The 26,518-nt window shown below is 70.6% G+C and carries 24 protein-coding genes; 9 read left to right on the forward strand and 15 right to left on the reverse strand.

All coding sequences use genetic code 11. From position 1 onward, the window contains the following. Positions 1-177: 177 nt before the first annotated feature. Positions 178-1,470, reverse strand: a complete 1,293-nt coding sequence (aceA, locus tag ABZU75_RS18900) for an isocitrate lyase (RefSeq protein WP_030909255.1) — start codon at positions 1,468-1,470, stop codon at positions 178-180. A gap of 432 nt (positions 1,471-1,902) precedes the next feature. Between aceA and ABZU75_RS18905 the strand changes: the two genes are divergently transcribed. Beyond that, positions 1,903-3,339 (forward strand): helix-turn-helix domain-containing protein, encoded by a 1,437-nt coding sequence (locus ABZU75_RS18905; protein ID WP_355555657.1) that lies wholly within the window; start codon positions 1,903-1,905, stop codon positions 3,337-3,339. 23 nt (positions 3,340-3,362) lie between these two features. On the opposite strand, the gene ABZU75_RS18910 is transcribed toward ABZU75_RS18905, so the two are convergent. After that, entirely contained in the window at positions 3,363-5,141 is a 1,779-nt protein-coding gene (locus ABZU75_RS18910) for a hypothetical protein (protein ID WP_355555577.1), read from the reverse strand. A gap of 131 nt (positions 5,142-5,272) precedes the next feature. On the opposite strand from ABZU75_RS18910, the gene ABZU75_RS18915 reads away from it, so the two are divergent. Together ABZU75_RS18915 and ABZU75_RS18920 are read left to right on the forward strand one after the other, a co-directional pair. Next, on the forward strand, positions 5,273-6,223 hold the full coding sequence (locus ABZU75_RS18915) for a glucosyl-3-phosphoglycerate synthase (RefSeq protein WP_355555579.1): 951 nt from the start codon (positions 5,273-5,275) through the stop codon (positions 6,221-6,223). A gap of 246 nt (positions 6,224-6,469) precedes the next feature. After that, entirely contained in the window at positions 6,470-7,684 is a 1,215-nt protein-coding gene (locus tag ABZU75_RS18920) for an acyl-CoA dehydrogenase family protein (RefSeq protein ID WP_355555582.1), read from the forward strand. Positions 7,685-7,923: 239 nt separating this feature from the next. Here the strand turns inward: ABZU75_RS18920 and ABZU75_RS18925 are convergent, their stop codons facing one another. Further along, entirely contained in the window at positions 7,924-8,916 is a 993-nt protein-coding gene (locus ABZU75_RS18925; RefSeq protein WP_355555584.1) for a phosphatidylinositol-specific phospholipase C, read from the reverse strand. A gap of 324 nt (positions 8,917-9,240) precedes the next feature. After that, positions 9,241-9,996: a glucose 1-dehydrogenase gene (locus tag ABZU75_RS18930; protein WP_355555586.1), complete on the reverse strand. Its 756-nt coding sequence runs from the start codon at positions 9,994-9,996 to the stop codon at positions 9,241-9,243. Positions 9,997-10,261: 265 nt separating this feature from the next. Between ABZU75_RS18930 and ABZU75_RS18935 the strand changes: the two genes are divergently transcribed. Further along, positions 10,262-10,819 (forward strand): helix-turn-helix domain-containing protein, encoded by a 558-nt coding sequence (locus ABZU75_RS18935; protein WP_355555588.1) that lies wholly within the window; start codon positions 10,262-10,264, stop codon positions 10,817-10,819. A gap of 217 nt (positions 10,820-11,036) precedes the next feature. On the opposite strand, the gene ABZU75_RS18940 is transcribed toward ABZU75_RS18935, so the two are convergent. Continuing rightward, positions 11,037-11,723 (reverse strand): class I SAM-dependent methyltransferase, encoded by a 687-nt coding sequence (locus tag ABZU75_RS18940; protein ID WP_355555590.1) that lies wholly within the window; start codon positions 11,721-11,723, stop codon positions 11,037-11,039. Between the two features lie 272 nt (positions 11,724-11,995). Here ABZU75_RS18940 and ABZU75_RS18945 point away from each other — a divergent pair, with 272 nt between their 5' ends. The 4 genes from ABZU75_RS18945 (at position 11,996) to ABZU75_RS18960 (ending at position 15,690) form a co-directional block, all read left to right on the forward strand. Continuing rightward, on the forward strand, positions 11,996-12,628 hold the full coding sequence (locus ABZU75_RS18945) for a GntR family transcriptional regulator (protein ID WP_355555592.1): 633 nt from the start codon (positions 11,996-11,998) through the stop codon (positions 12,626-12,628). Then, positions 12,625-13,821, forward strand: a complete 1,197-nt coding sequence (locus ABZU75_RS18950) for a CoA transferase (protein ID WP_350920333.1) — start codon at positions 12,625-12,627, stop codon at positions 13,819-13,821. Before ABZU75_RS18945 ends, ABZU75_RS18950 begins: the two co-directional genes overlap by 4 nt. A 106-nt stretch (positions 13,822-13,927) precedes the next feature. After that, positions 13,928-14,569: an isochorismatase family protein gene (locus ABZU75_RS18955; RefSeq protein WP_355555595.1), complete on the forward strand. Its 642-nt coding sequence runs from the start codon at positions 13,928-13,930 to the stop codon at positions 14,567-14,569. A gap of 218 nt (positions 14,570-14,787) precedes the next feature. Then, on the forward strand, positions 14,788-15,690 hold the full coding sequence (locus ABZU75_RS18960) for an alpha/beta hydrolase (protein ID WP_355555597.1): 903 nt from the start codon (positions 14,788-14,790) through the stop codon (positions 15,688-15,690). On the opposite strand, the gene ABZU75_RS18965 is transcribed toward ABZU75_RS18960, so the two are convergent. After that, positions 15,669-16,301, reverse strand: a complete 633-nt coding sequence (locus ABZU75_RS18965; RefSeq protein WP_355555599.1) for a LuxR C-terminal-related transcriptional regulator — start codon at positions 16,299-16,301, stop codon at positions 15,669-15,671. The two genes, ABZU75_RS18960 and ABZU75_RS18965, sit on opposite strands and share 22 nt — an antisense overlap. Before the next feature lie 377 nt (positions 16,302-16,678). Between ABZU75_RS18965 and ABZU75_RS18970 the strand changes: the two genes are divergently transcribed. After that, positions 16,679-17,314, forward strand: coding sequence for a hypothetical protein (locus ABZU75_RS18970; RefSeq protein WP_355555601.1), 636 nt, complete (start codon positions 16,679-16,681; stop codon positions 17,312-17,314). Here the strand turns inward: ABZU75_RS18970 and ABZU75_RS18975 are convergent. From ABZU75_RS18975 to ABZU75_RS19015, 9 genes are all read right to left on the reverse strand, one after another. Then, the gene (locus ABZU75_RS18975) at positions 17,290-18,522 is read right to left on the reverse strand and encodes a DUF4437 domain-containing protein (protein ID WP_355555603.1); all 1,233 of its coding nucleotides are present in this window, start codon (positions 18,520-18,522) and stop codon (positions 17,290-17,292) included. The genes ABZU75_RS18970 and ABZU75_RS18975 overlap by 25 nt on opposite strands. 12 nt (positions 18,523-18,534) lie before the next feature. Further along, positions 18,535-20,031, reverse strand: a complete 1,497-nt coding sequence (locus ABZU75_RS18980; protein WP_355555605.1) for an AMP-binding protein — start codon at positions 20,029-20,031, stop codon at positions 18,535-18,537. Positions 20,032-20,104: 73 nt separating this feature from the next. Beyond that, positions 20,105-21,025 (reverse strand): hydroxymethylglutaryl-CoA lyase, encoded by a 921-nt coding sequence (locus ABZU75_RS18985; protein WP_355555607.1) that lies wholly within the window; start codon positions 21,023-21,025, stop codon positions 20,105-20,107. 28 nt (positions 21,026-21,053) lie between these two features. After that, entirely contained in the window at positions 21,054-22,019 is a 966-nt protein-coding gene (locus ABZU75_RS18990) for a hypothetical protein (protein WP_355555609.1), read from the reverse strand. Between the two features lie 172 nt (positions 22,020-22,191). Next, positions 22,192-22,938 carry an arylmalonate decarboxylase gene (locus ABZU75_RS18995; protein WP_355555611.1) on the reverse strand — a complete coding sequence of 249 codons (747 nt, stop codon included), beginning with the start codon at positions 22,936-22,938 and terminating at the stop codon, positions 22,192-22,194. A 76-nt stretch (positions 22,939-23,014) separates the two neighbouring features. Further along, the gene (locus ABZU75_RS19000) at positions 23,015-23,779 is read right to left on the reverse strand and encodes an SDR family oxidoreductase (RefSeq protein WP_355555613.1); all 765 of its coding nucleotides are present in this window, start codon (positions 23,777-23,779) and stop codon (positions 23,015-23,017) included. Next, positions 23,770-24,693 carry a hypothetical protein gene (locus ABZU75_RS19005; protein ID WP_355555615.1) on the reverse strand — a complete coding sequence of 308 codons (924 nt, stop codon included), beginning with the start codon at positions 24,691-24,693 and terminating at the stop codon, positions 23,770-23,772. The genes ABZU75_RS19000 and ABZU75_RS19005 overlap by 10 nt, the downstream gene beginning before the upstream one ends. Further along, complete coding sequence (locus tag ABZU75_RS19010) at positions 24,690-25,403, reverse strand: hypothetical protein (RefSeq protein ID WP_355555617.1); 714 nt, start codon at positions 25,401-25,403, stop codon at positions 24,690-24,692. The genes ABZU75_RS19005 and ABZU75_RS19010 overlap by 4 nt, the downstream gene beginning before the upstream one ends. Continuing rightward, positions 25,400-26,515: an aromatic ring-hydroxylating dioxygenase subunit alpha gene (locus ABZU75_RS19015; protein ID WP_355555619.1), complete on the reverse strand. Its 1,116-nt coding sequence runs from the start codon at positions 26,513-26,515 to the stop codon at positions 25,400-25,402. The genes ABZU75_RS19010 and ABZU75_RS19015 overlap by 4 nt, the downstream gene beginning before the upstream one ends. Positions 26,516-26,518: the final 3 nt, after the last annotated feature.

The following is a 26,518-nucleotide window of genomic DNA, read 5'->3' on the forward strand; positions in this document are numbered from 1 at the left end:
CCGCGCGGTCGCGCCTGGGACGCGCCGCGGAGCGCGGGACGGGTACGGGAAGGCCCCGCCGTACGGATCAGGGGGAGATCCGCACGGCGGGGCCTCGGTCGACGACCCGGTCATCGCGCTCGCCCGGGGAACCGTTCCATGCCCCGGAAGTCGTCTGGGCGAGCCCGGTCCGGAGAGTCAGTGAGCCTCTGCGAACTGCTCCTCCTCCGTCGACCCCTTCAAGGCCGTGGTGGAGGAGTCCGGCGCGATGGCCGTGCTGACCAGGTCGAAGTATCCGGTGCCGACCTCGCGCTGGTGGCGGGTGGCGGTGTAGCCGCGTGCCTCGGCGGCGAACTCGGCCTCCTGGAGCTGGACGTAGGAGGTCATGCCGTCCTCGGCGTAGCCCCTGGCGAGGTCGAACATCGAGTGGTTCAGCGAGTGGAAGCCCGCCAGTGTGATGAACTGGAACTTGTAGCCCATGTGGCCGAGCTCGCGCTGGAACTTGGCGATGGTGGAGTCGTCCAGGTGCTTCTTCCAGTTGAACGAGGGCGAGCAGTTGTAGGACAGCATCTGGTCGGGGTATTCGGCCTTGATGGCCTCGGCGAACTCGCGGGCCACGTCCAGGTCCGGGGTGGAGGTCTCCATCCAGAGCAGGTCGGAGTGGGGCGCGTAGGCCAGGCCGCGGGCGATGCAGGCGTCCACGCCGTTGCGGACCCGGTAGAAGCCCTCCGCGGTGCGGTCGCCGGTGGTGAACGCCTGGTCACGGGGGTCGACGTCGGTGGTCAGGAGCGTCGCGGCCTGGGCGTCGGTCCGCGCGATGACCAGGGTCGGCACACCCAGCACGTCCGCGGCCAGGCGGGCGGCGCTGAGGGTCTTGATGTGCTGGCCGGTGGGGATGAGCACCTTGCCGCCCAGGTGGCCGCACTTCTTCTCCGAGGCGAGCTGGTCCTCCCAGTGCACGCCCGCGGCACCCGCGGCGATCATGCCCTTCATCAGCTCGAAGGCGTTCAGCACGCCGCCGAAGCCGGCCTCCGCGTCGGCCACGATCGGCGCCAGCCAGTGCGGCGCGTCCTGGTCGCCCTCCGACCAGGTGATCTGGTCGGCGCGCAGCAGCGCGTTGTTGATCCGGCGGACCACGGCCGGAACCGAGTTGGCCGGGTAGAGGCTCTGGTCGGGGTAGGTCTGCGCGCCGAGGTTGGCGTCGGCGGCGACCTGCCAGCCTGACAGGTAGATCGCCTTCAGGCCGGCCTTGACCTGCTGCACGGCCTGGTTACCGGTCAGCGCGCCAAGGGCGTGCACGTAGTCCTCGGTGTTCAGCAGGTCCCACAGCCGCTCGGCGCCGAGCCGGGCGAGAGTGTGCTCCTCCTGGACGGACCCCCTGAGTCGAACCACGTCCTCGGCCGTGTACGTCCGCTCGGTGCCCTTCCAGCGAGGGTTGGTCTCCCACTCGCGCCGCAGCTCGTCTGCGGCTCCCTTGAGGCGATCACTCATGGTGTAACTCCTTTTCGTCCCCTGGGTGCCTTACCTCGAGTGTGTGCCTCGACAAAACGGTCGAACAAGGCCGACTCTAACGAAAGAATGAAGATTCTTCCCCTGTCATCAATACTCATCGGTATTCAGATGGGAAGAACTTCATAGTTTTCGCTATGGACTAGACCAATTCCGGTAGCGCGCTTTGCGGCTTGCCGGTCGTGGGTCGCCGGAGGCCGCCGCTAGGGGATTTCGCCCCGCGGTCGCCGCCACCGTCACCGCGGTGCCCGGAGGTCGCGGCACCCCGCCTCCTCCGTCCTGCGAGGCCGACCGGAGTTCCCGGCGCGGGTGCGGCGGCGTTCTCCCAGGTGGCGCGCGTGGCTGTGAAATTTCCTAGGAAATTTCGTTTAGCATCGTGCTATGGCATCTTTGGTGGGTGAAGAACCGCTTTCCTTGACGCAGGAGCTCGATCTCATCGCGTTCGGCCAGCGTCTCCGGCACCTGCGCAAGCAGCGTGGCCTCACCCTGTCCGACCTGGGGGAACGGGTGAACCGCGCGCCCAGCCAGCTCTCCCTGCTGGAGAACGGCAAGCGCGAGCCGAAGTTGTCGCTGCTGAAGTCCCTGGCCGCCGCGCTCGGCGTGCCGATCGAGGAACTACTGCGCAGGCAGGCCCCCAACCGGCGGGCGCAGCTGGAGATGGCCCTGGAGGAGGCGCAGCGCGACCCCCTGTACGCCGGGCTCGGCCTGGCCAGGCTGAAGGTCTCCGCGCGCGTCCCCAACGACGTGCTCGAACACATTCTCGGCCTCTACGGGGAGTTGCGCTCACGCCAGGCCAAGGGCACCGCCACCCCCGAGGAGGCCCGTGCGGCGAACGCCGAGCTCCGCCGCAAGCAGCGTGAGCAGGGCAACTACTTCGCGGAGATCGAGCGGGCCGCCGCCGAGGCGCTCGCCGCGGTCGGCTACCGTTCCGGAGCGCTGTCGCAGAGCACGGTGCAGGCGCTGGTCAGCCACTTCGGCTACACCGTGCAGACGGTCCAGGACCTGCCGCGCACCGTGCGCTCCATCTCCGACCTGCGTAACCGGCGCATCTACGTCAAGCACGAGCAGGTCGGCATGCACACCCCCCGCACGATCCTGCTGCAGACCCTCGGCCACCTCTCCCTCGGGCACCACAAGCCCCGCGACTTCGCGGACTTCCTGCGCCAGCGGACCGAGGCCAACTACTTCGCCGCCGCCGTCCTGGTGCCCGAGGCGGCCGCCGTGCCGTACCTGGGGGAGGCCAAGAAGGACCGGGCGCTGAGCGTGGAGGACCTGCGCGACGTGTTCGCCGTCTCCTACGAGATGGCCGCGCACCGCTTCACCAACCTGGCCACCCACTTCCTCGACCTGAGCTGCCACTTCGTCCGCAACAACGCCGGCGGGATCATCTACAAGGCGTACGAGAACGACGGCATCGTCTTCCCCGCCGACGAGCAGGGGGCGATCGAGGGCCAGCGCATGTGCCTGCAGTGGTCCGGGCGCCAGGTCTTCCTGTCGCCCGACCGCTTCTCCGTCTACTACCAGTACTCGGACTCGCCCACCGGCACCTACTTCTGCGTCGCCCACGTCGACCCGTCGCGCGAGCGTGACTTCGCCATCACCCTCGGTGTCCCGTACCGGGAGTCGCGCTGGTTTCGCGGGCGCGAGACCACCAACCGCACCAAGTCGGACTGCCCCACCGGCGACTGCTGCCGCCGCCCGCCCGCCGAGCTGACCCAGCGCTGGGAGGGATACGCCTGGCCCTCGGCCCGGGGCAACTCCCACATCCTGGCCGCGCTGCCGCCCGGATCCTTCCCCGGCGTCGACGAGGCCGACGTCTACACCTTCCTGGAGCGCCACGCCATCCGCTGAGCACGAGATCCGGGCACGGTGGGTCACTCCGAGGGCGGGGGCGTCCGGCGCAGCGTCAGGGACGGGTGGCCGTGGAACCGGTAGGCGCCCGCGCTGTCGGGGGCCTGCCCGCGCATGGACCGCAGTACCTCGGCCGGGGGCTCACCGGTGAAGCAGCGCCGGTAGAACTCCCGGGCCAGGCCCCCGCCGACCGGCCAGAGCGGTTCGACGACCCCGCTCGCGCCCGCGAGCAGGAACGCCTGGGCGTCCCCCGGTTCCTCCAGGAAGACGAACGGGGCACCGGCCAGGTCACGGCCCAGCGCCTCGGCCGCGGATCCGCCGGCTGTGAGGTGGACGATGTCCGGTCCCTGGCCGAGCACGCCCAGGACGTCGCCGAGCGCGGAGGAGACCTGCGTGGCGCCGTACTCGGTCACCAGCGGGTGCGCCTGCGCCTCGTCGTACACCACCGCGACGTGATCCGCCCGCGCGCTCACCGGGGGCGGCAGCTCGGGGCGCCGGCCACCGAGGGGCCAGCGGCCGGTCACCGTCTGGCAGTTCAGATAGCGGGGGAGCGACGGATCGTACGGATGTTCCAGCACGGCCAGCTCCCAGGGCACGTGCGGCTCCTGGGAGAGGAACAGCACGCTCGGGCGGCGCGGTGCCACCCGGCCGGCCACCGCGTTCAGTAGTTCCCAGAAACCCCGGGGCACGCGCGAGCCGACCTTCCGTCCCAGTTCCTCGGAGAGGCGGCCCTGCTCGGTCAGTTGCCGGCCGAACTCCGAGGCCCGCATGCCGAGGTCGCAGAGCTCGGCCCGGTCGGGGGTGACGAAGTGCGGCGACCGGTAGGTCCACCACAGCCGTCCCGGCTCGTCACCGTGGACGATGGACACCGTGACGTCCGCCGGCTCGCCCACGAGGGCCGGACGGATCCGGGTGCCGGCGACCGGCTCGGGCGGCTCCTCCCGGCCGAGCCTGCCGGGCGAGCCGTGCAGCGTGATCGAGCGCAGGCCGAACCCGACCACCTGGCCGCGCACCGAACAGATCGCCTGGATCTGCCGGGCGACCTCGGGCTCCTGCTGCGCGAGGGCGACAAGGTTGACCACCGCGCGGGGGTAGGGCGACGCCGCGTCGACGCGCAGCCGTACCTGCCATCCGCCCGGTGCGTCGAAGCCCTCGGCGATGAGCTGGATGTCCAGATCGACCGGCTCGCGCGGTGCCGCGGTGCCGTCCTGCCCCTGGCCCGGGGCGACGCCGATCGACACCTCCGTACCCCAGCCCGAGACCGACTCGGTGGGCGCCTCGATCAGCGGGATCCCCTCCCACTCGGATTCGGGCGCCGGGACGGGCGCATCCCCGCGCCGCCTGCGAAAGGCCCCGGTCAGCCGGTCGAGCATCGAGGGACCCCGGCTCCCGGCGGGTGGCGTCGGCGGTGCCTGCGGGGACGGTGCCTGCGGTGCGGCGGGGCCCGCCTGGTCGGGGCGCATCCAGTCGACGCTCATGGCGCCGGTGGGGGGCAGGTTGTCGTATCCGCCGTCGTACGCGGCCCCGTGGTCCTGCGGGCCCGTGTCGGCGAGCATGGGGGCCACCTGTTCGGCGACGAGGCCGTGCTCCAGGTTCAGCAGCGCGGAGAGCCGGTTCCAGGCCGGGCCGTACTGGGCGATCAGCATGATGATCGCGTCGGCCAGTTGCCCTGGAGGCCGGCTGCCGGCCTCTGCCAGCAGCGGATCCAGCCGGTTGCGAAGTTCCGCGGAGGCACCCCCCATCAAGCTGTCGAGTTCGTCGCGGACGGCGCGTGCCGCCCGCAGCACGGCTACCGGGTCCATGCCTTCCCTCCTCGTGCCGGACTGGACTGATCTTCCCACCTGCGCGGTGAGGACGGGAGCCGGTACTTGTGCGGAATCAGCGCCACATAAGGTGATACCCGTAAGTACCGAGGTGATGGGAAGGGTGGGCTGTGCTGCCTGAGGTCGAGGCATGGCTACGCGAGCGCACCTCATCCTCGGGCGACTGGTCGCTGCCGGAGCTGCTGAGAGCCAAGGGTGAGACGACGATCAGCGTCGTGTTGCCCGCGCGCGATGAGGAGGAGACGGTCGGGGAGATCGTCACCGCGATCCGCCACGACCTGATGGAGGCCGTGCCGCTCGTCGACGAACTCGTGGTCATCGACTCCCGCTCCGTCGACGACACCGCGGTACGCGCCGCGCGCGCCGGGGCGACGGTGATCGCGCAGGACGAGATCCTGCCCGACCTCAAACCGCTGGACGGCAAGGGCGAGGCGCTCTGGAAGTCCCTCGCCGCGACCTCCGGCGACCTGCTCGTGTTCATCGACGCCGACCTGCGCGAGTTCCGCACGTCCTTCGTGACCGGGCTGCTCGGCCCGCTGCTCGCCGACGAGGCGGTGGTCTACGTCAAGGGCTGCTACGACCGGCCTCTGCAGAACGTGCAGAGCGGCGGCGGCCGGGTCACCGAGCTCGTCGCGCGCCCCCTGCTCAACCTGCACTGGCCGCTGCTGGCCGGATTCGTGCAACCCCTCGCCGGGGAGTACGCCGGGCGTAGGTCCGTGCTGGAGAGCGTGCCCTTTGTCACCGGCTACGGTGTGGAGCTCGGCCTGCTGATCGACCTGCTCGACCTCGCCGGGCTCGACGCCCTGGCCCAGGTGGACCTGGGCCGCCGGGTTCACTCCCACCAGTCGACGGAGGCGCTCGGCGGGATGGCCGCCCAGATCCTGCAGACCTCCTGGTCGCGCCTGGAGCGCCAGAACATGATGGTCTCCCTGCACAGCCCCTCTCCCCGCCTGGCCCAGTTCCGCCGGGGCGCGAGCGGCCACCAGGTGAGCGTCCGGGACGTCGCCGTCGCCGAACGCCCGCCGATGATCACCGTTCCCGGCTACCGCCCGGCTCGCTGACCACACCGTACGAGCGTGATCCCGGGCGGCGTACGGAGCCCGCGATGCCGGGGAGCACATGGCCCGGCGGCATTCCCGCACGGCGGTGGACGGAACCCGCGACGGCGGTGAACGAGGCCTCCGGGAGCGGGGCCGCTCGCCGGTCGGTGCCGGAGAAGGGGCGGTCCTCCGGTTGCGCGGAGCGGACCGTCCGCCGGTAAAGTTTGGGTGTTACCGTTGGTAACGCACCCTGAGGAGGCGTGGACGATGAGCGAGAGCGGCTTCTGCCCGGAGCTGAGTGACGACGTGCGCGAGGTGCGGGACTGGGTACACGACTTCGCCCGCTCGGTGGTCCGCCCGGCCGGTGCCGAATGGGACGAGCGCGAGGAGACCCCCTGGCCGATCATCCAGGAGGCCGCCAAGATCGGGCTCTACTCCCTCGACTTCTTCGCCCAGCAGTGGTTCGAGCCGAGCGGGCTCGGCCTGACCGTGGCCTTCGAGGAGCTCTTCTGGGGGGATGCGGGCATCGGCCTGTCCATCGTCGGCACCGGCCTGGCCGCCGCGGCCCTCTCGGCCAGTGGCACCCCCGAGCAGCTGGGCGAGTGGCTCCCGCAGATGTTCGGCACCCCCTCGGAGGTCAGGCTCGGAGCGTTCTGCGCCTCCGAGCCCGAGGCCGGCTCCGACGTGGGTGCCATCCGCACCCGCGCCGTCCCCTCGGGCGACGACTGGATCCTCAACGGTGTGAAGACCTGGGCCACCAACGGCGGCATCGCCGACGTCCACGTCGTCGTCGCCTCCGTCGACCCGTCCCTGGGCACCCGCGGTCAGGCGTCCTTCGTCGTCCCGGCCGGCACCCCCGGCCTGTCGATGGGCCAGAAGTTCAGGAAACACGGCATCCGTGCCTCCCACACCGCCGAGGTCGTCCTCGACAACGTGCGCGTGCCGGGCTCCTGCCTGCTCGGCGGCAGGGAGAAGCTCGACGCCAGGCTCGCCCGCGTCCGCTCCGGCGAGCGGGCCGGGGAGCAGGGCGCGATGCGCACCTTCGAGACCACCCGCCCCTCGGTGGCGGCCATGGCGGTCGGCATCGCCCGCGCCGGATACGAGTACGCCCGCGACTACGCCCGCGAGCGCGAGCAGTTCGGCCGCAGGATCGGCGAGAACCAGGCCATCGCCTTCCTGCTGGCCGACATGGCCACCCGCGTCGACATCGCCCGCCTGATGACCTGGCGTGCCGCCTGGATGGCCCGCAACAACCGCACCTTCGGCCAGGCCGAGGGCTCCATGTCCAAGCTGGTCGCCGGTGAGACCGCGGTCTGGGTCACCGAGCAGGCCATCCAGATCCTCGGCGGGGCAGGCTACACCCGCGACCACCCGGTCGAGCGCTTCCACCGCGACGCCAAGATCTTCACCATCTTCGAAGGCACCTCCGAGATTCAGCGCCTGATCATCGGCCGCGCCGTCACCGGCCTGCCCGTTCGCTGAAAATGTCCGTTTCAAGAAACCGGCTCTGCGGGGCGTTTTTGGATCCCTGGTCCGTCACTGGTCCGTCAGAGGTCCGTCAGAGCCGGAAGTGCGTCTCAAGCGCCCGTGCCGGGCAACCGCGCCGAAGTCACACAGAGTGATGGTCGGGGTCGAGGGTCATCCGCTGCAGTAGACCTCGAAGGCGGCTGCGGCGGTCGTGCGGAGTGCGAGCCCCGATCGTCCCTGCCTGGCTCCAGGGATTAGAAGTTATGGGCGATGATCGTGTTCACCAGGTCTGGCCCAGGGAAGTCGGCCACCACTACGCCGGTCCTGCGCACGCTCCCCGTGGCCAGGTAGGTCAGCGCCCGCTCGTTCATCCCCTTGACGCCGAGCGCGCCGTAGGCGATCGACTTGGGCAGTGCCCCGCCGGAGGCGCTGAGGTGGTTGACGTAGAGGATTCCGCCGGCGCCGGCGCCCGCCTGCTCGAACTGGGCGCGCGCGGCGTTCCACTTCTGGGGGATGTGGAAGAGCGTCGGCAGTTGGTAATCGTCCTGAAGGTCCATGCGGTCGCCGTTCCAGCGCGGCCCGTAGCCGTGGCCGCTGCCGAAGTCTTGCAGGATGACGATGCGCCCTCTGGTCTCCCCGAGGGTGGGGATCCGGCCGTCGTATCCTGCGGGCGGCCGCCACAGATGGTCACGCAGTAGGTCCCGTGTGTCGGGGTTGTCGTTGATATACCAGTTCAGGGTCTGCTCGTAGCTGCGGGTGTTCTCGGCGGCTGTGTGCTCCTGCTTCAACCGCATCAGCACCGACTCCCGGGGGTGGCCGGCCAGGAAGGCGGCGACCGAGCGCACCACGTCGGTGAAGTTGGCGCGCAGGTATTCGGCGCCGTGGTGGATCGGGAAGGCGTCGCGGTAGTGCCGGGTCCGGATGTCCAGCATCCGCACACCGGCCTGAAGTTGGACGGGCAGCGCGCTTTCCTGGGTGAGTGAGATGATGGACGCCTGGTACGCCATGGTGTCGTGCGTACCCGGGATCGACAGCGCGGCCAGGCTCGCGCCGTCGGGGAGCCCGCTCATCCAGTCGGGGTTCGACGCCAGCTGCAGGTCGCCGCTGTGCCGGCCGGCCGCCCACGCCGGGGCGGCGGGTGCGGCCACGGCGAGCGCCATGGCGACGATGAGCGAGATGAACGCGGCCAGGACGCGCAACCCGCCCCGGCGGGCCGGGGCGGGCGGACGGGGAGCCAGGGGGATCACGGTGCCTCCGTGGGGGGATGGGGAGCACGCGCCAAGTAACCCTACTGATCAGTAAGGTGGCGGGAACAGCGTGGCATGGTGAGGGCGGCGGAGCCAGGCCTGAAGCCGAGCCGACCGGCCCCATGCCCGGCGAGCTCCGGTCAATCGTTATGCCCGGCTGTCGCAGCTCGGCAAGGCTGCCGTACCGCGATGCCTCAGGCGCCACTCGGTGTTGTTCGCAAAGCCTCCGGCGGCCAGGATGACGCCGTGCCCGCGGCCTCTCCGGTCGTAGATTGATCGACTTGCTTGACGTGAACCCGCTGAGGATCGTTGAGCCGGTATGTCTCAGGCCGCGGACCAGCCGCCATCCACCGGCACGATCGCGCCGTTGACGAACGAGGCGGCGTCCGAGGCGAGGAAGAGGGCGGCGTCGGCCATCTGCTCGGGCTGGGCTATCCGCTCGCCGAGTGCGAGCACGGGGCCGAGCCGGGCGGCGCCCGTCGGATCGAAGGTCGTGTTCGTGGCGATGCCGGTCATGGTGGGGCCGGGCAGGATGGCGTTGCAGCGGATGCCGTCCTTGGCGTACGCCCAGGCCAGGCTGCGGGTCAGGCCGACGACGCCGTGCTTGGAGGCGGTGTAGGCCGCTCCGGCCGCGCCGCCGCGGATGCCGGCCTCGGAGGCGGTGTTGACGATCGCGCCGCCGCCCTGGCGCAGCATGTGCGGCAGGACGGCATGGGTGACCAGGAAGGTGCCGGTCAGGTTGACGCGCAGCACCCGCTCCCACAGCTCGACCGGTATGTCGGCGGGCAGGGCCATGGTGTCCATGATCCCGGCGTTGTTGCACAGTACGTCGACGCGTCCGTACGTGCTGATCGCCGTCTCGACCAGCGCGGCGACCGATGCCTCGTCGGAGATGTCGGCGGTGGCGGGGACGGCGGCGTCTCCGATATCGGAGGCGGTTCGCCCGGCGCTGTCGGGGTCGATGTCGCAGACCACGAGGCGGGCGCCGGCCTTGGCGAAGGCGACGGCCATCGTCCTGCCGATCCCGGAGCCCGCGCCCGTGATGAGGGCGACGCGGTCGTCGAAGGTGCCGGTGGTCAAGAGTGCGTCCTTTCGATCAGGGCGGTTCGCCTGCCGGCCGGAGATGACGGCGGGGGCGGTGGTGGTGTGGCGGTGGTGGTGTCAGGACTCCGGCAGATGCGGCCCGAGGCCAAGGCGGTGGTGTCGTCGTGGTGATCGTGTCGCGGCGGCCGAGCCTGCCCGCCGTCGTACCTGTGGCGGGGGGACCGGCGTCGTGATCCGTCGAGCGGTCATGGCGTTTCCGGTAGCAACCGGACTATATAGTCCGGTTGCTACCATAGCCGCTGTGACTGTCACGCGTCGACCCAACAGAGGACCCAGTGCCGCGGCGGAGAACCGGGCGGCGCTGATAGCGGCCGCCCGCGAGGTCTTCGCCGACGCCGGATACGACGCACCGCTCACCACGGTCGCCCGCGTGGCCGGGGTCGGCCAGGGAAGCCTCTACCGGCACTTTCCGGACCGCATCAGCCTCGCGCTGGCCGTGTTCCAGGACAGTGTCGCCGACCTGGAGGCGCTGGCCGCCGAACCCGGCACCACCCTCGCCGACATGCTGGCTCTGCTCACCGAGCAGACCATCGCCTCGACCGCGTTCATCGACATGGTCAGCGTGCCCTCGGCCGGCGATCTCCGCATCGTCGAAGTGCGCGACCGCGTGGCGGACCTGCTGGCGGGCACGCTCGCCGAGGCCCGGCGCGCCGGTGAGCTCAGCGAGGACGTCACCGCTGATGACCTGGTACTGGCCGTCGGCATGCTCGCCGGGCTCCTCGCCAGGCTCCCGGCCTCCGAGCGGCGCACGACCGCCGAACGGGTGTGGACGCTGCTCCGCCACGGGATCGAGCCCTGACCGGGATCACCCGGCCGAGCCGGTCGGCGCCGAGCGCCTGACCGGCCTCGGGCGGATGAGCGCCGCACGACTCGCGGACGGGCCGGGGCGGAGGTGAGATGGGGTCTCTCCCCTGACAGGCTCGCGACGACCGCTCCGGCGAGGTGGCGGCCTGGTGCCCAGTGTCACCGGTGGGTCGATGCCGGCTCTGCTTCGATCGTTCGGAAAGGGGCGGGTGTCACAGAGGTGTGGCGCGTACCCACCCGCGGTCGTCGTTCAGGAATCCGGAGATGGTCAGGCCCACCTGGTTGAGGGAGTGTTCCAGATAGTCGTCGTCGAGGCGGTGGCTGAGGAAGGTCTGGGTCCAGCGCCGCTCGCCGATGGTGTACTCCATGGTGGCGTCGAGCAGGTCGGGGGCGGGGCGGCTGACCCGCGTCATGCTGACGGTGTGACCGGGGTCGGCGTCGCGTTCGAACGGCTGGACGGTGTCGTACCACTCGGGGGGTTGGCGCTGCAGGATGACGCAGCCGTCGGCGGAGACGTGCGCGCCGCAGGTGCGCAGGAACGCGGCGCGCAGGTCGTCGTCGGCGGTTTCGATGACGAACGACATCAGCAGCACGAGGTCGAAGGTCCTGGGCAGGGCCAAGGTCTGGATGGGAGAGCACACGGTCTCGGCGCCGCGGATGTGGGCGAGCATCTCGGGCGACTCGTCGACCGCGACGACCTCGTGCCCGAGTTCCAGCAGGCGGTGGGTGATCCGGCCCACGCCCGCGCCGAGTTCGAGGATGCTCGCCCCGGCCGGGATCGAGGCGTGGATGAGTTCGGGTTCGCCCCTGGGGGTGAGGGTGGTGTAGTAGTCGACCGAGCAGCCGTCCGGGGTGATCGGGCCAGGGCCCGTGCCGTTGTAGAGCCGTCGTGGAGTCATGATCTCCATTTTGTGCGGCGGCGCGCCGGGACGCGGGCGGAGAGAACGGGGTTATGGCCTTCACGTGATGGTCGCTCCCGGGCACCGGCCGGGCCGTCCGTCGTCGACGACATCACGTGGCGAAGCTCATCCGACGGCGGGGAGCGCGGAGACGATCTCTGGTTCGGCCCGCCGGGGAAGCCGTTGAGGATTCCCGATTACCGCACTAGCTCGCCGCCAATCGTATGCAAAAGCTTGTCATTTTTCTCCTACAGTGTCACCGTGGGGGAAACATGTCGACAATCGATAGCCTGCGCGGCCTGATCCTCAGCGGTCACTACGAGCCCGGTGACCACCTCGGTGAGGTCGAGCTGGCCGAGGCGCGGGGCGTCAGCCGGACCCCGATCCGCGACGCGCTGCGGCGGTTGCAGGCCGAGGGGCTGGTCGAGATCACGGCCAACAAGGGCGCCAGAATCGTGGTGTATCCCCGCGCCGATCTGGAGACGATCTTCGAGCTGCGCGCCAGGATCGAAGGGCTGGCCGTCCGGCAGGCGGTGGCCGTCGCGACCGAGCAGGACATCGCGGGCCTGCACGAGCTGGCGACGACCCTCGCCGAGCACGCCGGCCGCCGCGACGTCGAGGCGGTCTACCGCCTCAACGCCGACTTCCATCAGGCACTGGTCAGGCTCGGCGGCAGTCAGGTGCTGGCCCAGTCGATCAGCTCGCTGGTCCACTCACCCGTGTTGCTGCGCACCTACGGCGCCTTCGACTCCGAGGCCATGCGCCGCAGCGTCAACCATCACATCGAGATCGTGGCGGCCGTGCGCGCCGGAGACCCCGAATGGGCGGAGGCCGTGATGCGCGCCCACCTGTTCTCCGCCCGCGCGTCCCTGCTCGGTCCCCGTCGTCAGGAGAACAACACTTGAGAGGCCTTCCGCTCGGAGACATCCGAGTCGTCGAGCTCGGCCAGCTGCTCGCCGGGCCGTTCTGCGGCCAGCTGCTCGGTGACTTCGGCGCTGAGATCATCAAGGTGGAGGACCCCGGCCGGGGCGACCCCATGCGCCAGTGGGGCCGGGAGAAGCCGTACGGCCGGTCGCTGTGGTGGCCGGTCGTGGCCCGCAACAAGAAGTCGGTCACCTGCGACCTGCGCACCCCCGAGGGGCAGGACCTGCTCATCAGGCTGGTGGAGCGGGCGGACGTGCTGCTGGAGAACTTCCGGCCCGGCACGCTGGAGCGCTGGGGCATGTCCCCGGCCCGGTTGCACGAGATCAACCCCCGCCTGGTCATCACCCGGGTGACCGGGTTCGGTCAGAGCGGCCCCTACGCCCCCCGGGCCGGATACGGCTCGATCGGCGAGGCCATGGGCGGCATCCGCCACGTCACCGGCGACCCCGACCGGCCGCCGGCGCGCGCCGGCATCTCGCTGGGCGACTCCCTGGCCGCCACCCACGCCTGTGTCGGCACGCTCGTCGCGCTGCACGAGCGCGAGCGCAGCGGCAGGGGCCAGGTCGTCGACTCGGCGATCTACGAGGCGGTGCTCGCCATGATGGAGTCGATGGTGCCCGAATGGCAGCAGGCCGGCTACCAGCGCGAGCGCACCGGCACCGTGCTGCCCAACGTCTCGCCCAGCAACGTCTACCCGACCGAGGACGGCGACACCATCCTCATCGCCGCCAACCAGGACAGCGTCTTCACCCGCCTGGCGACCCTGATGGGCCGGCCCGAGCTGGCCGCCGACGAGCGCTACGCCACCCACGGCGCGCGCGGCGCGAACATGGCCGAGCTTGACGAGATCATCGCCGCCTGGACCGCGGGGATCCCCGCGGACGAGCTGCTTCGGTCGCTGCACGAGGGGGGTGTCCCCGCCGGGCGGGTCTACACGGCCAAGGACATGTTCGCCGATCCGCACTTCGCCGCCCGTGAGGCCATCGTCCGCGTCCCGCACCCGGACTTCGGCGAGTTGGCCATGCAGAACGTGGTCCCCAAGCTCTCCGACACCCCCGGAAGCGTGCGCAGCGCCGGGCCCGCGCTCGGGCAGCACAACGAAGAGGTCTACCGCGGGCTCCTCGGCCTGACGGAGGCGGAGTTCACCGGCCTGTCGGCTGCCGGAGTCATCTGAAACAGAGGGAGCCCCCCATGTTCCACCACCCCGCCGTCCGCGTCCTGGCGCCCGAGGGACCTCTCGCGCGCCGCGCGGAGGGTGCCCGCCATCCCCGGAGCCGCGGGTGATCAGGGACCACGACGAGGTGTACGGGCGTTCCCTGCCGTTCGGGGAACGCCCGGCGCTGATCCTCATCGACCTGATGCGCGCCTACTTCGAACCGGGCGCCGAGCTCTACATGGGCTCGCGCGACTGCCTGGACTCGGCCGCGCGGGTCCTGGCCGCCGTCCGTTCGGCGGGTGCTCCGGTGATCCACACCAGGGTCGCGTTCGGTCCTGACGGCGTCGACGGCGGCCTGTTCTTCCGCAAGGTGGCCCCGTTGCGCCACCTGGTGGACGGTGGCGGGCCGCTCGGCGAGCTGATGCCGGAGGTCGCGCCCGGGCCGGGGGAGACGATGATCGTCAAGCAGTACGCGAGTGCCTTCTTCGGTACGGTGCTGGCCTCGACGCTCAACGCGCTGCGGGTGGACACGCTCGTCATCGCGGGCGTGTCCACCAGCGGCTGCGTGCGCGCCACCGCCGTCGACGGGATACAGCACGGGTTCGTGCCGGTCGTGGTGCGCCAGGCGGTCGGGGACCGCGACCCCCGGCCACACGAGGCCAACCTGTTCGACATCCAGGCCAAGTACGGCGAGGTGTGGGACGAGGCGGCCGTGCTGGAACGGTTCGGTCTCCCGCCGGCCGTGAAGGGGCCGCTGACGGTATGAGGATCACCCACCTGGTCGGTGACACCGACCGGGTCTGCGGCCTGTCCGTACGCGGGGACCGGCGGCCGGTCCCCGTCGGCCGCACCATGACGACCTCGCGTACGCGTTCCTTGGGCCTTTTGGCATTTGCCTAGTCCGGACCTCTCACCGTTGCCATAGGGGAATCGAAGTTTCCAAAATTCGGATAACGACCCCCGCGTGAAAGCTGGTGAAGCATCATGCGCTCTTGGACGATCAGGGTCTGGGTGATCCTCCTGATCCCCTTCCTGTTCCTCACGGCCGCCCCCGCCGTCGCCGCCGACCTGTCCGCCCCGGGCTCCCACTCGGTCGGCTACTCCGACGTCAGCGTCTCGGCCTCCGGTCGCTCGTTCAGCGCCCGGGTCTACTACCCCGCGACCTCGGCGGGAAGCAACACAACCGTCGCAGCCGGGCAGTTCCCTGTGGTGGCCTTCGGTCACGGGTTCTTCCAGGGCATCGACAAGTACGCCTCTCTGGGCGGCCACTGGGCCTCCTGGGGCGTGATCACGATCATGCCGACCTCGCAGGGCGGCCTGTTCCCCAGCCACGGTGCCTTCGCTGATGATTTGAACGCCGCGCTGACCTGGATGGTGGCGCAGAACACCGTCGCCGGGTCGCGGTTCAATGCCCACGTGCGTACCGACCGGCTGGGGCTGTCGGGGCACTCGATGGGCGGCGGCGCCAGCGTGCTGGCCGCCGCGCGCAACTCGGCGGTGCGGACGGTGACGAACCTGGCCGCAGCCGAGACCAACCCCTCGGCCGTGGCCGCCGCGGCCACCACGGCGGTTCCCATGCAGCTGGTCGCCGGTACGGGCGACACCGTCGCGGGCCCGTCGGGCCACCAGATCCCCATCTACAACGCCAAGCTCGCTCCCAAGCAACTGCGCACGATCGTCGGCGGTTTCCACTGCGGCTTTACCGACTCCGGCGGCCTCGGCTGCGACAGCGGTTCGATTACCCGGGCCGCCCAGCAGGCGATCACCCGCCGGGTGACCACCGCCTGGCTGCTGTACCACCTCCGTGACGACGCCGCCCAGTACGACACGGTCTGGGGCACGGCCGCACAGACCGACCCGGACGTTCAGTTCCTCGGCGTCCAGTAACGGCACTCCGGCGCACCCGCCTCGGCTCGGGGCGGGTGCAGGGTCGGCGGCCACACGCCGGGTACGAACAGGCCCAGCACGAAGGCCCGCCCGGCCAGCGCCGATCGGCTTTCCGCGCCGAGCTTGGCGCGCAGCCGTACCAGGTGATAGTCCACGGCCTGGCGGGTCAGGTACAACCGCCGGGCGATCTGCGCGTTGGACGCGCCTTCGGCGACCAGCTGCAGCACCGTGCTTTGCAGCGGGCTCAGCGCGGGCGCGGCGGAGGAGATCTCGTCCAGTACGGTTACCACCCGCCAGGGCAGGCCGTCGGTGCGGTGTTCGACGGAGGCGCTGATCCGGGCGCGGATCACGGTGCCGTTCCCGCGGACGAGCCGTATCCGGGTCCGGTAGACATCGAGCCGCCCGAGGGCCAGCATCTGCCAATAGGGCCGCTGTGTGTCGATCTCGCCGGGCGCGAGCAGTTCTTCGGCCGGGAGACCGTCCAGTTCCTCGGTGGTGCGGGCCACCGCGGCACGGAAGGCGGGATTGCTCTCCCTGACCCTGCCGAGCCTGTCCACCGCTGTGATCGGGATCCAGGCGCGCTCGAAATACACCTGGTACCGGCCTTTCATGACCGCACCATAGATGATCTCCTCCGACCGGATTCATTCGCGTCACGGGGATCGAAGGCCACATGTCGTCGGCTGTTCAAGAGCATGTCGCGTGCGAGCCGCCACCGTCAATCGCCTGCGTGGTGGTGGACGTCGAAGGAGAACCACCCGTGATCGAGACCCATGCGCACCCTTGTTGCTCCTAGAGAAACAATGTTTCCAAGATGTAGGATCCATGAAACCGGAGGAAACGTCTAGGAGGCGACTGTGCCGAACCAGGTCGTGCAGATGGAGTCCGTCGGCCATGGGGCTGTTTCGGCGGCCAAGGAACCACCCGAAGGGCCTGAGGGGAAAATCCCTCCCGAGCCCGCCGCCGGAGCCGTCGCCGGCCACGAGCCGTGATCTCGGTCCTGTACGGCGGGCTGGCCCTGATCCAGGTGGCCCTGGCCGTACGGCTGGCGCGATCAGGCCGGTGGATCCCGTTCGCGGTCGCGACGGGGATCGCCTACGACTCGGCGGTCGTCGGAGCCGGGCGGCTGATCGGTGAGGGGCCGTGGCTGGAGGCGCTCAACACCGGCCGCTTCGCCGTCCACGCCATTCTCACCCCGCTCCTCATCGTCCACGGGGCGGTCCTCGTGCGCCGCGGCCTCGTCGTTCCGGCGTGGGGCCTCGCCGGTGTTCTGGTCGTCTTCGAGGTGGTGGGTCTGGCGGATCTGCGGCTGGAGCCCCGATGGTGGTCGGACACCCTGCGTTACGTTTCCGTGGATGCGCTGGGCCCGCCGATCCCGGCGCTGGTCACCACGGTGATCCTGCTGGTCGTGGGGCTCGTGCTGTGGGTGCGGTGGCGTACGCCCTGGCTTTTTCTGGGTGCGGCCGTGCTCCTGGCGACCGCGGGTGCCGCCGTGGCGTTGCCCGTCCTGGGCAACGCCGGTGAGGCCGTACTGATCGCGGCCATCGCGGCGACGGGCGACCGCGATGACGGACGAGTCTCCGGGATACGGCTGCGCGGTCAGAGACCCTCGCCGTCCCAGTAGCCGCGGGAGCGGGAGCGAACGGGAAGGCTTGAGATGATGGGGGCGGGAACGGGATCGCCCGACTTCCAGGCCCGGCCATGTCCCCGGTTGTGGGCGCCTGTGTCGGTGCGCTCGTCGGGGTGCTCCAGCGCGGCGGGGTCGGTGCCCCAGCCGAGGGCGGGCTGTCCTTCCCCGTGGTCGTGCGAGTGGTCGTGTGAGTGGTCATCGTGGCCGCCCTGCAGGCGGGCCGCGTCGATGGCCTTGGCGATGGCGATGAGGCTCCTGTCGGCGCCGTGACCGTGCAGGTGGACGTCCGTGTCGACGGCACCCTGCTCGCGGGCGTACGCCAGGGACGCCCGCAGCATCTCCAGGTCCTGCTCGGTGCGGCGGGAGGGACCCCGGCCCAGGTCGTGGGCGGACTGGGACCAGCGCATCCGGCCGCCTTCGGGGCCGTAGTTGATGGCCTCGCCGCCCCAGCGCACCCATTCGTGCTCGGTGTACCAGTTGTGCAGCTCGCCGTCGGAGCGCAGCAACCAGGTGGCGCCGCCCTCCATCGTGGTGAAGTGGCCGTGCTTGACCCGGGCGGGGCGGAAGAAGTAGGTGCCCAGGTCCAGGGTGCCGAAGTTGTACTCCATGTGGCCCTGGACGGTGTACGCCTCCTCGTAACAGGGGTGGTGGGCCAGCCGGTGGTCGGCCCAGCCCTCCTGGGCGTGGACGAGGCGGGTGTAGAAACCGGTGACCGGGTCGACGTGCAGGTACTTGATGAACAGACCGGGCATCGGCCCGGCGTTCGGCACCGCGTCCCAGTTCATGGCCTCGGAGTCGATGACGATGACGTCCTCGCGAGCCCCTTCCCAGCGCGGCGCGGCCAGGCTCTCCACGGGGTCGAAGCCGGCGTCGCCGTACTCGCGGTAGTGCAGGATCCGAGTGCCCTCGGCGAAGGTGACGGCGTCGGCGGGAACACCCTTGGGCAGGTAGAGATAGCCACCCTTGCCGATGCGGCGGCCGCCGTACGTCATCGATCCGTCGAGCACGTAGTACTCGGTGTTGGCGTGGTGGATGCCGGGGCCGCGGCCCCAGTCGGTGTGGAAGTCGAGGCGCAGGGAGCCGGAGCCGTCCTCCTCGTCGGCCGACAGCCGCCGCTCGCCGGCCCTGCCCTCGCCTCCGGGCAGTTCGGCGGCGTGCCAGACGTAGTCGTCTTCGTGGATCATTTCGACATGCGGCCGCATGAGCGGTTCTCCTTAGTGGTTGTCACGCAACTCGCGCTTGAGGATCTTTCCTGCGGCGTTGCGGGGTAGCGCGGGAACGAACTCGACCTGCCGGGGCAGCTTGGGGCCGGCCAGTCTGGTACGGCAGTGCGCCGCCAGTGCCTCGGCGTCGACCGGAGTGCCGGGCAGGGTGACCACGAAGGCGGCCACCTGCTCGCCCCACCGCTCGTCGGGCAGGCCCACGACGGCGGCGTCGGCGACGCCGGGGAAGGAGGTCAGGACCTCCTCGACCTCGCGCGGGGCGATGTTCACCCCGCCAGAGATGATCATGTCCTTCTTGCGGTCGACGATGTAGATGAAGCCGTCCTCGTCGCGCTCGACGATGTCGCCGCTGGTGAGGAACCCGTCGGGGGCGGTGCACGCAGCGGTGGCGGCCGGGTCGTCCAGGTAGCCGTTCATCAGGTACGGCGAGCGGCTGAACAGCTCGCCCCGGTCGGCGGGGTTCCCCTCGTCGTCCACCACCCTGACCTCGGTCATGAACCACGGGCGGCCCACCGAGCCGATCTTGCCGCGGGCGTCGGCCGGGCGGCAGTCGCTGATGATCCCGGCCTCGGTCGAGCCGTACAGCTCGTGCACCCCGACCCCGGGGAAGGTGTCCAGCACCCATTCCTTCAGCGCGCGCGGTAGTGCGGCGGCGTTGAAGTACAGGGTGTCCAGCGAGGACAGGTCGTGGTCGCGCAGTGCCTTCTCGCCCAGGGCGCGGAGCATGTGGGCGTGGGTGGGCACCAGGAAGACCGACTGGGCGCGCTCACGTTCGATCATCGCCAGCAGCCGCTCGGGGTCCCAGCTTCGCAGCATCGCGACCGTGCCGCCGGTGTGCACCGGCGCGTAGCCGAAGGCGAATCCGGCGCCGTGGTACATCGGGGCCACGGCGATCGTCCGGCGGCCGGGGCCCAGGCCCCACTCCAGGGCCGAGGCGTAGAAGGTGAGCGACCGCGACCGGTGGCTGATCAACACGCCCTTGGGGCGGCCGGTGGTGCCCGAGGTGTAGGCCACGCAGAACGGCTCGCGCTCGTCCACCTCGATCCGCGGGTCCCTCGCGCCGGCCGTGGCCAGGGCCGCGTCGTAGGACGGCCCAAGCCGGTTGCCGCCCATGGACAGGACCGTGCCGGGCAGCTCGACGCCGTCCACCGCCGCCGCCAGCGCCTCGTCCAGAATGAGGGCGCGGGCGGCGCAGTGCCCCAGGATGTAGGCGGCCTCGCCGGGGGTCAGCCGGGGGTTGAGCGGCACCATGACCAGCCCCGCCTTGGCGATGCCCGCCGCGGCCTCCGGATACTCCATCCGGTTGCCGAGCAGCAGCGCGACCCGTTCGCCCGGCCGCAGTCCGGCGGCCAGCAGGGCGTTCGCCAGGCGGCTGGACCGGTCGTCCAGGCCGCGATAGGTCAGTCTCCGGCCGCCGTCGACCACCGCGACCGTCGTGGGGGTGGCCGCGGCGAGTTCGCGGATCCCGCCGGCGATGGAGAGCTGCATAGGGCCCCTTCATGTTTCGTATGGAGAAACATTTTTCCATTATCGATAGCATGTCGCGGGTGAGACGTGCTCGTCAATCGAGAGTTCGGGCACCCGGGACGGGCGGGAAGTCGCCCGCGCGGCCGAGGAGTGCCGGGAGCGGAGCGCCGAGCCGCTCCCCGATGTAGGAGGCGGCCGAGAGCAGCCGGTCGAGGTCGACGCCGGTGGTGACGTCCGAGCGGCGCAGCGCGTAGGAGAGGTCCTCGGTGGCGATGTTGCCGGTCGCCGCCGGGGCGAACGGGCAGCCGCCGATCCCGCCGCTGCTCGCGTCGAGCGCGGTGGCGCCCGCCTCGACCGCGGCCAGCGCGTTGGCGTAGCCGGTGTTGCGGGTGTTGTGGAAGTGGAACCGCAGCGGCAGGTCGGTGACCTCGCGCACGGCCCCGGTCAGCCGTCGCACGTCGGCGGGTACGCCCACGCCGATCGTGTCGGCCAGCGCGATCTCGTCGGCCCCGGTGTCCGCGCACCGCCGTACCAGTTCGGCCACGTGAGCGGGCGCCACCTCGCCCTCGAACGGGCAGCCGAAGGCCGCCCCGACGGTCGCGGTGACCCGCAGTCCGGCCGCGTGGGCGCGGGCGGCGATCTCGGCGAAGGAGTCCAGCGCCCCCGCCACCGTCATGCCCTGGTTGCGCCGGCAGAAGGCCTCGGTCGCCACGATCGTGACGTTGACCTCGTCCACCCCCGCGGCCAGGGCCCGGTCCAGGCCGCGCCCGTTGACGATCAGGCCTATGTAGCTGAGCCCTTCGCGCCGCGGGACGCGGGCCATCACCTGCTCGGCGTCGGCCATCTGGGGAACCAGGCGGGGATGGACGAAGCTGACCGCCTCGATGCGGGTGAGACCGGCATCGGCCAGCGCCTCGATGTAGGCCACCTTGGCGTCGGTGTCGACCGGGACGGACTCGTTCTGCAGGCCGTCCCGGGGTCCCACCTCAACGATGCTTATACGGGGAGAAGACATGTTCCAGATGTATCAGTGTCGTATGCAACTAGCGCTGGGAGAGCACCGTGACGTTCTTGTCGGAGGCGTCTCCGAAGCCGTAGACGTAGGCCGCGGCCAGCGAGTCGCCGAGCGAGGCGCGCAGGAACAGCGCGCTCCACTTGGCGGCGGTGTCGATGCTCTCCTCCTGGGACAGCGTCTGCGCCGAGGCGTCGGGGATGGCGCCGGGCGGGGTCTGGGTGTCGGTGAGACCGAAGTGGTTGGCGCCGGTCACGGTGATGAGCGCCTTGGGCGGCGCGCCGAGGGCGTTGTAGGTCGCACCGGCCGCCGCCGGCAGGTTGTTGCCGTCCAGGCCGCCCTGGACGAGGGCGACCGGTACCCCGGCGTTGGCGATCGGGACGGCACCCCCGCCGGGCGTTGTCGTGCTCGCGCCGTAGAACACCGCCGCGCGCAGCGCCGCGGGACGCTGGTAGACGGGCCCGAAGCAGAACGGGACCGTGCAGGTGTTGCCGATGGCGAACAGCCCGGCGGCCCCGCCGAAGGAGTGCCCGAGCAGGACCAGCCGGTCGGCGTCCAGCCGCCCGGCCACCGGGGAGCCCGCGCGGGCGTTCTCCGCCGCCGCCCACGTCACGGCGGCGTTGGTCTGGGACTGCTCGGGGAAGAGCCCGGAGACCGGGCCGACGGCGCGCTGATGGTTCGGGACGGCCACGGCGAAGCCGAAACCGGCGACGATCTTGGCGAATTCGCTGTAGCTCTCCTTGGGCACGTTCGCGCCCTGCAGGAGCAGGGCGACCGGCAGGGAGGTCTGGGCGGCCGGGTAGTAGACGGTGGCCGGGTCGTTGCCGATCTGCGTCTCGTACCGGCCGACCCAGGAGGGCGACGTCAAGGTGGACGCGGTGGGCGCGGTGGCGCCGCCGGCGAGGGCCGCCGACGGCGTCAGCGCGGTCGCCAGGGTGAGCGCCGCGGCGACCAGCCCGGCGCGAATCCGCCGAGTGGATCCGGTGGAGAGAGTCATGTTTCCTCCAGGGGGTGTTTCAGGGCATGGGTCAGGAAGCGGCCGGCCATGCGGCGGGCCACGGCTGGACGGGGTGGGGATTCACGGCAGGGGGAAAGAAGCGCACGAAGACGGTCTTCGGCGCTCGCGTGAGCCTGCGCGCGACGGGGAGAAAGCGGTTGAGGACGGGCCCTCAGTGTTCGCGCAGCAGCCGGCCCGCGCCGTACACCTTGTCCTCGACGCCGTTGTCGCGCAGCGCCATCCACCAGGTGGCGGCGTTGATGGCGATGACCGGCTTACCGAGCCATCGCTCGGCCTCGTCGGCCAGGCCGACCATGGACAGGTTGGTGCCGCACTGCACGATCGCGTCCACGTCGGGGGAGTCCACCTCGATCAGCGCCTCGCGCAGCGTGGACTCGGTGACGTGCGCGATCGACACGGCCGTGGGGCACTTCAGACCCTTGACGGCGACCACGTCGAAGCCGATCTCGGAGAAGAAGCGCACCACGTTCTCGTCGCCGACCGGCTGGTAGGGGGTGACCACGCCGAGCTTGCGCGCGCCGTACAGGTTCAGCGCCCGCTCGCACGCCTCCGCGCCGGTCGCCACCTCCAGGCCGGTGAGGTCGTGGATCTGCTTGACGAACTGCCGGTTGCCCTCGACACCGCCCCAGAAGGTCTCGGCGGACATGCCCATCACCATGTGGTCCGGCTCGCAGGTCATCACCCGCTCGCAGGCTGAGCCGATCTCCTCGCGGATCTGGTCGAGCAGGCGTTCCATGCCCTCGTTCCCGGACATGTTCTGGTCGCGGATGTGGATGCGGCTGAAGTGCGCGGTGACCCCGGGAACGGTCATCCGGTAGAAGTCCGGCTCCACGATCGTGTTGGTGGACGGGGCGATCACGCCGAACTTGCGGCGCCAGCCAAGAGCGTCGGTCATCATACGGCCTCCAAGCGTCGGGTAGGGCGCGGCCGGAACGCGGCGATCGCGAACACCGCGCGGGGGACGGGGTACTCGATCACGGGATCACCCGGCGTTTCGAGAAGGGGGCCGAGGCGAACCGGGAGAGGATCTTGCCCTGGGTCAGCCAGCGGACGTGGGCGCCGTTGCGGGTCCGGGTCAGCGCCTGCTCCGCGAGCCACGGGGTGACGGTCTCGACCCGGTCGGCCAGGATGTTGAAGATCCGGGTGGCTCTGGCGAGTTCCTCCGGGGCGTAGCCGTGGGTGAGCAGGTCGGTGACGACCATGCCGGGGCTGAGCAGGCCGACCGAGACGCCGGCCGGGACCTCCTTGGCGAGGGCCCGGGTGAGGTAGGTGATCGCCCGCTTGGTCGCGCCGTAGACGGACAGGCCGGCGACCGTACGGCCGTCGCTGCCCAGCCCCTCCATGTTCCACACGTGGCCGCGGCCCTGCTCGATCATCCCGGTGACGGCGACCGCGCTGCCGTTGATCACACCGGTCAGGTTCACGCCGACGACGGCCGTCGCCTCGGCGTCCGGGAGCCGCCAGAGCGGCCCGCGTGTCTGGGAGATCCCGGCGTTGTTGATCCAGATGTCCACCGAGCCGAACCGGTCGACGGCCGCGTCCCACAGCGCCTGAACCTGGGCACGGTCGGCCATGTCCGCCGCCATCCCCAGCGCGTGATCGCTGTCCAGTGCGGCCAGTGCCTTCTCGACGGACTCGTCACTGCGGCCGCAGAGGGCGACCCGGTGTCCCCGGGAGAGGAACTCCCTGACCAGCCCGAGCCCGATGCCCCTGGTGCCGCCGGTCACGACTACGACCATCGAAGCACCCCGTGGACCACGGCGGCCGGCACGTTGCCGTCGAACAGTTCGTAGACGACCGCCATCGTCCTTCCCGCGCTCATTCCCGGGGTGGCGTCGATCACGAACTCGCGGCCCTTGAGCTTCCAGACGTCGCGGAAGTGCAGGCTCGAGTAGTTCGCCCTGCCGTACGCCTGCGCGTTGCCCCAGGCCTCGGGGCCCTCGTAGAAGGAACGGAAGCCGTCACGCCGCACCTCGACGGTGTGGCCGCGCTCCAGGGCTCCGGTCCAGGTGACGTGGTGGCGGGCCCGCAGCAGATCCAGCGGTTCCACCTCGACCGTGATGTCCACGGTGCCGCGCGGCTTCTGGTCGGCGCCGAAGACCTCGCAGGTGCCGGAGAAGGCGCCCGCGGTCTTGGTGGGCAGGATGTGGGGCACCGGCCCGTTCCGGGTCTCGGCCGCCAGCCAGTCCGCCACCTTGGCGGGGTCCCGGGTGTAGAGGCCGTTGAAGCAGCCGACCACGGCGGGACCCTGGTAGAGCATCGAGGAGTAGACCTGGATGTCGTCGTCGGCGAGGACCTGGTTCCAGGTGTTGAGGTCCACCTGCCAGCCGGGGCCGTAGTAGTGGGAGTCGACGAAGGAACCGTACGGCTGGCCGGTGCCGTAGAAGTCGGGTCCGGTGTAGACGCGGTTGGCGTCGGAGTCGACGACGCCGAACGCGAACGGGGCGCCGAGCCGGAACCTTCCGGCCATGGGGCCGCCGCCCTCCAGGCCGCCGTCCATGTAGTAGGTGGTCACGCCGTCGACGAAGTCCGAGGAGCGGCGGATGTCCTCATATCCCTGCCAGGTGCCGGTGGCGTCGAACAGGGAGGGACGGCCGTGCCACTCTCCGGCGATGCGCCGCTGCCATTCGCTGGGTCGCGTGGTGTCGCTCATGCCAGAAGTTCTCCGCGTACGAGATCGGACTGTTCCGGGCCGAGGAGGCGGGTGACCTGGTGCCAGACCGGGTCCACCTCCGGGCTGAACAGGTTGGCGCGGTTGGCCGTGTCACGGGCGGCGAGGTCGGTGCCGTCTGGGTCGGGCACGCCCTTCTCCACGAGGGAGAACCAGTGGTCGAGGTAGACCTCGACGGTCGTGCCGAGCTTTTCGAAGGCATCCTCGGTGGCCCGGCAGACGACCATCCAGGGTGACATCATCGCCCGCTGGCGGGGGCCGATGGCGGCGGGGGAGACGCCGTCGATCTTCCAGGCGGCTTCCAGCGGCTCCGTCAGCGGCAGGAAGCAGACGTCCAGATACCCCAGGTGGACGGCGAGCTCGGCCCGGGGGATCAGATCGAGGTGCATGGCGTGGTACTCGGACGAGGCGACCGAGTCGAGCGTGAAGTGCGGGACGGCCGACTCCGGCCGGGTGAACGCGAAGATCATGTGGCTGTCCAGCCCGATCGGCGGCACCACCAGGCTGACCGCCACGACCTTCTCCACCACGGCCGGCTGTGCCGGTGCGCCGGCCGGACGGAAGACGCGAAGAGCGCCCACCGGCGCCGGGGACATCGGGCCGGTCAGGTCCAGGTGCGACGAGGGCGACAGGCCGGTGGCGGCCAGCAGGCGGGACAGGGTGCGTTCACTCAGCGCTTCGGGCAGGCTCATGGCTGTTCTTCTCCTCGGGGCTTGTGCACCCAGGCGCGGGCGAGTTCGGGATTGTCGCGGCGGTCCGGGGAGGGGATCACCGTTGCCGAGCGTCGCGCGGCGTCGCCGGCGGTGGTCTCGTCGTCGCCGATCCACCAGCCCTGGTCGATCAGCTGCTGGCGCCGCCGCCGGTAGGAGACCTGGAGCGCGTCGCTGCGGATGTGCAGTTCGGCCGAGAGGTCGAAGGGCAGCAGCTCCGGTCGCTGGTTCTCGACGATCGGCCGGTCCTGCTCGAAGATCTTGCCGATCCGCTTGGCCGCGCTGGCGTCCGCCCACCTGCCGGTGAAGAAGGTCCGGTAACCGACGATCTTCACGAGGGTCCGGTCCCGGTCGAGCGGGATGTTGTGGTCGTACAGGATCAGGTCGCCGAACGGCAGCCGCACGTGCAGCTTGACGATGTTGGGCAGGTACCAGCCGTTGCTCACCACCACGTGCTGGCGTTCCTTGGTCCGGTAGAGGGTGCCCCAGATACCGGGTGCGGGCGGCGGGCTGAACAGCACGTCGGCCTCCGCGTGCCATTCGGCCTCGGTCACCTCGTAGTCGGGGATCTCCGGCTTGTCCGGGTTGCCGAACGCGCTGCCGTGGACGAACGGCGTGTGCGCCGCGTCGACCACGTTCTCCAGGGCGCGCTCGTAGTTGGCCTCGAGTACGGTCTCCCAGTAGACGGCACGGTACCTGGGGTCGTCGTGCTGGGGGATGTGCGGGATCGGCGGGCGCTCCTGCTCCGGCAGGTCACCGAGGAAGGCCCAGACCATGCCGTACTTCTCGACCACCGGATAGGCGTCCACCCGGGCCTTCTTCGGGATGCCCCGCCCCGGCGGGTTGGCCGGGATCTTCGTACAGCCGCCGTCGGATTCGTACTCCCAGCCGTGGTAGGGGCAGACGACACGGTCCTCGATGATCTTCCCCATCGACAGCGCGCCGCCGCGGTGTACGCACAGGTCGGACAGGCAGGCCACGCTGCCGTCGCGCTTGCGCCAGATCACGAAGTCCTGACCGAGGCAGGTGATCCGCCGCGGCCTGCCGTCGACCACGTGGGCGAACTCGATCGCGTACCAGAAGTTCTTCAGCATCTT

This window comes from Streptosporangium sp. NPDC005286 (assembly GCF_040607515.1).
In the GTDB taxonomy this organism is placed as follows: Bacteria; Actinomycetota; Actinomycetes; order Streptosporangiales; family Streptosporangiaceae; genus Streptosporangium.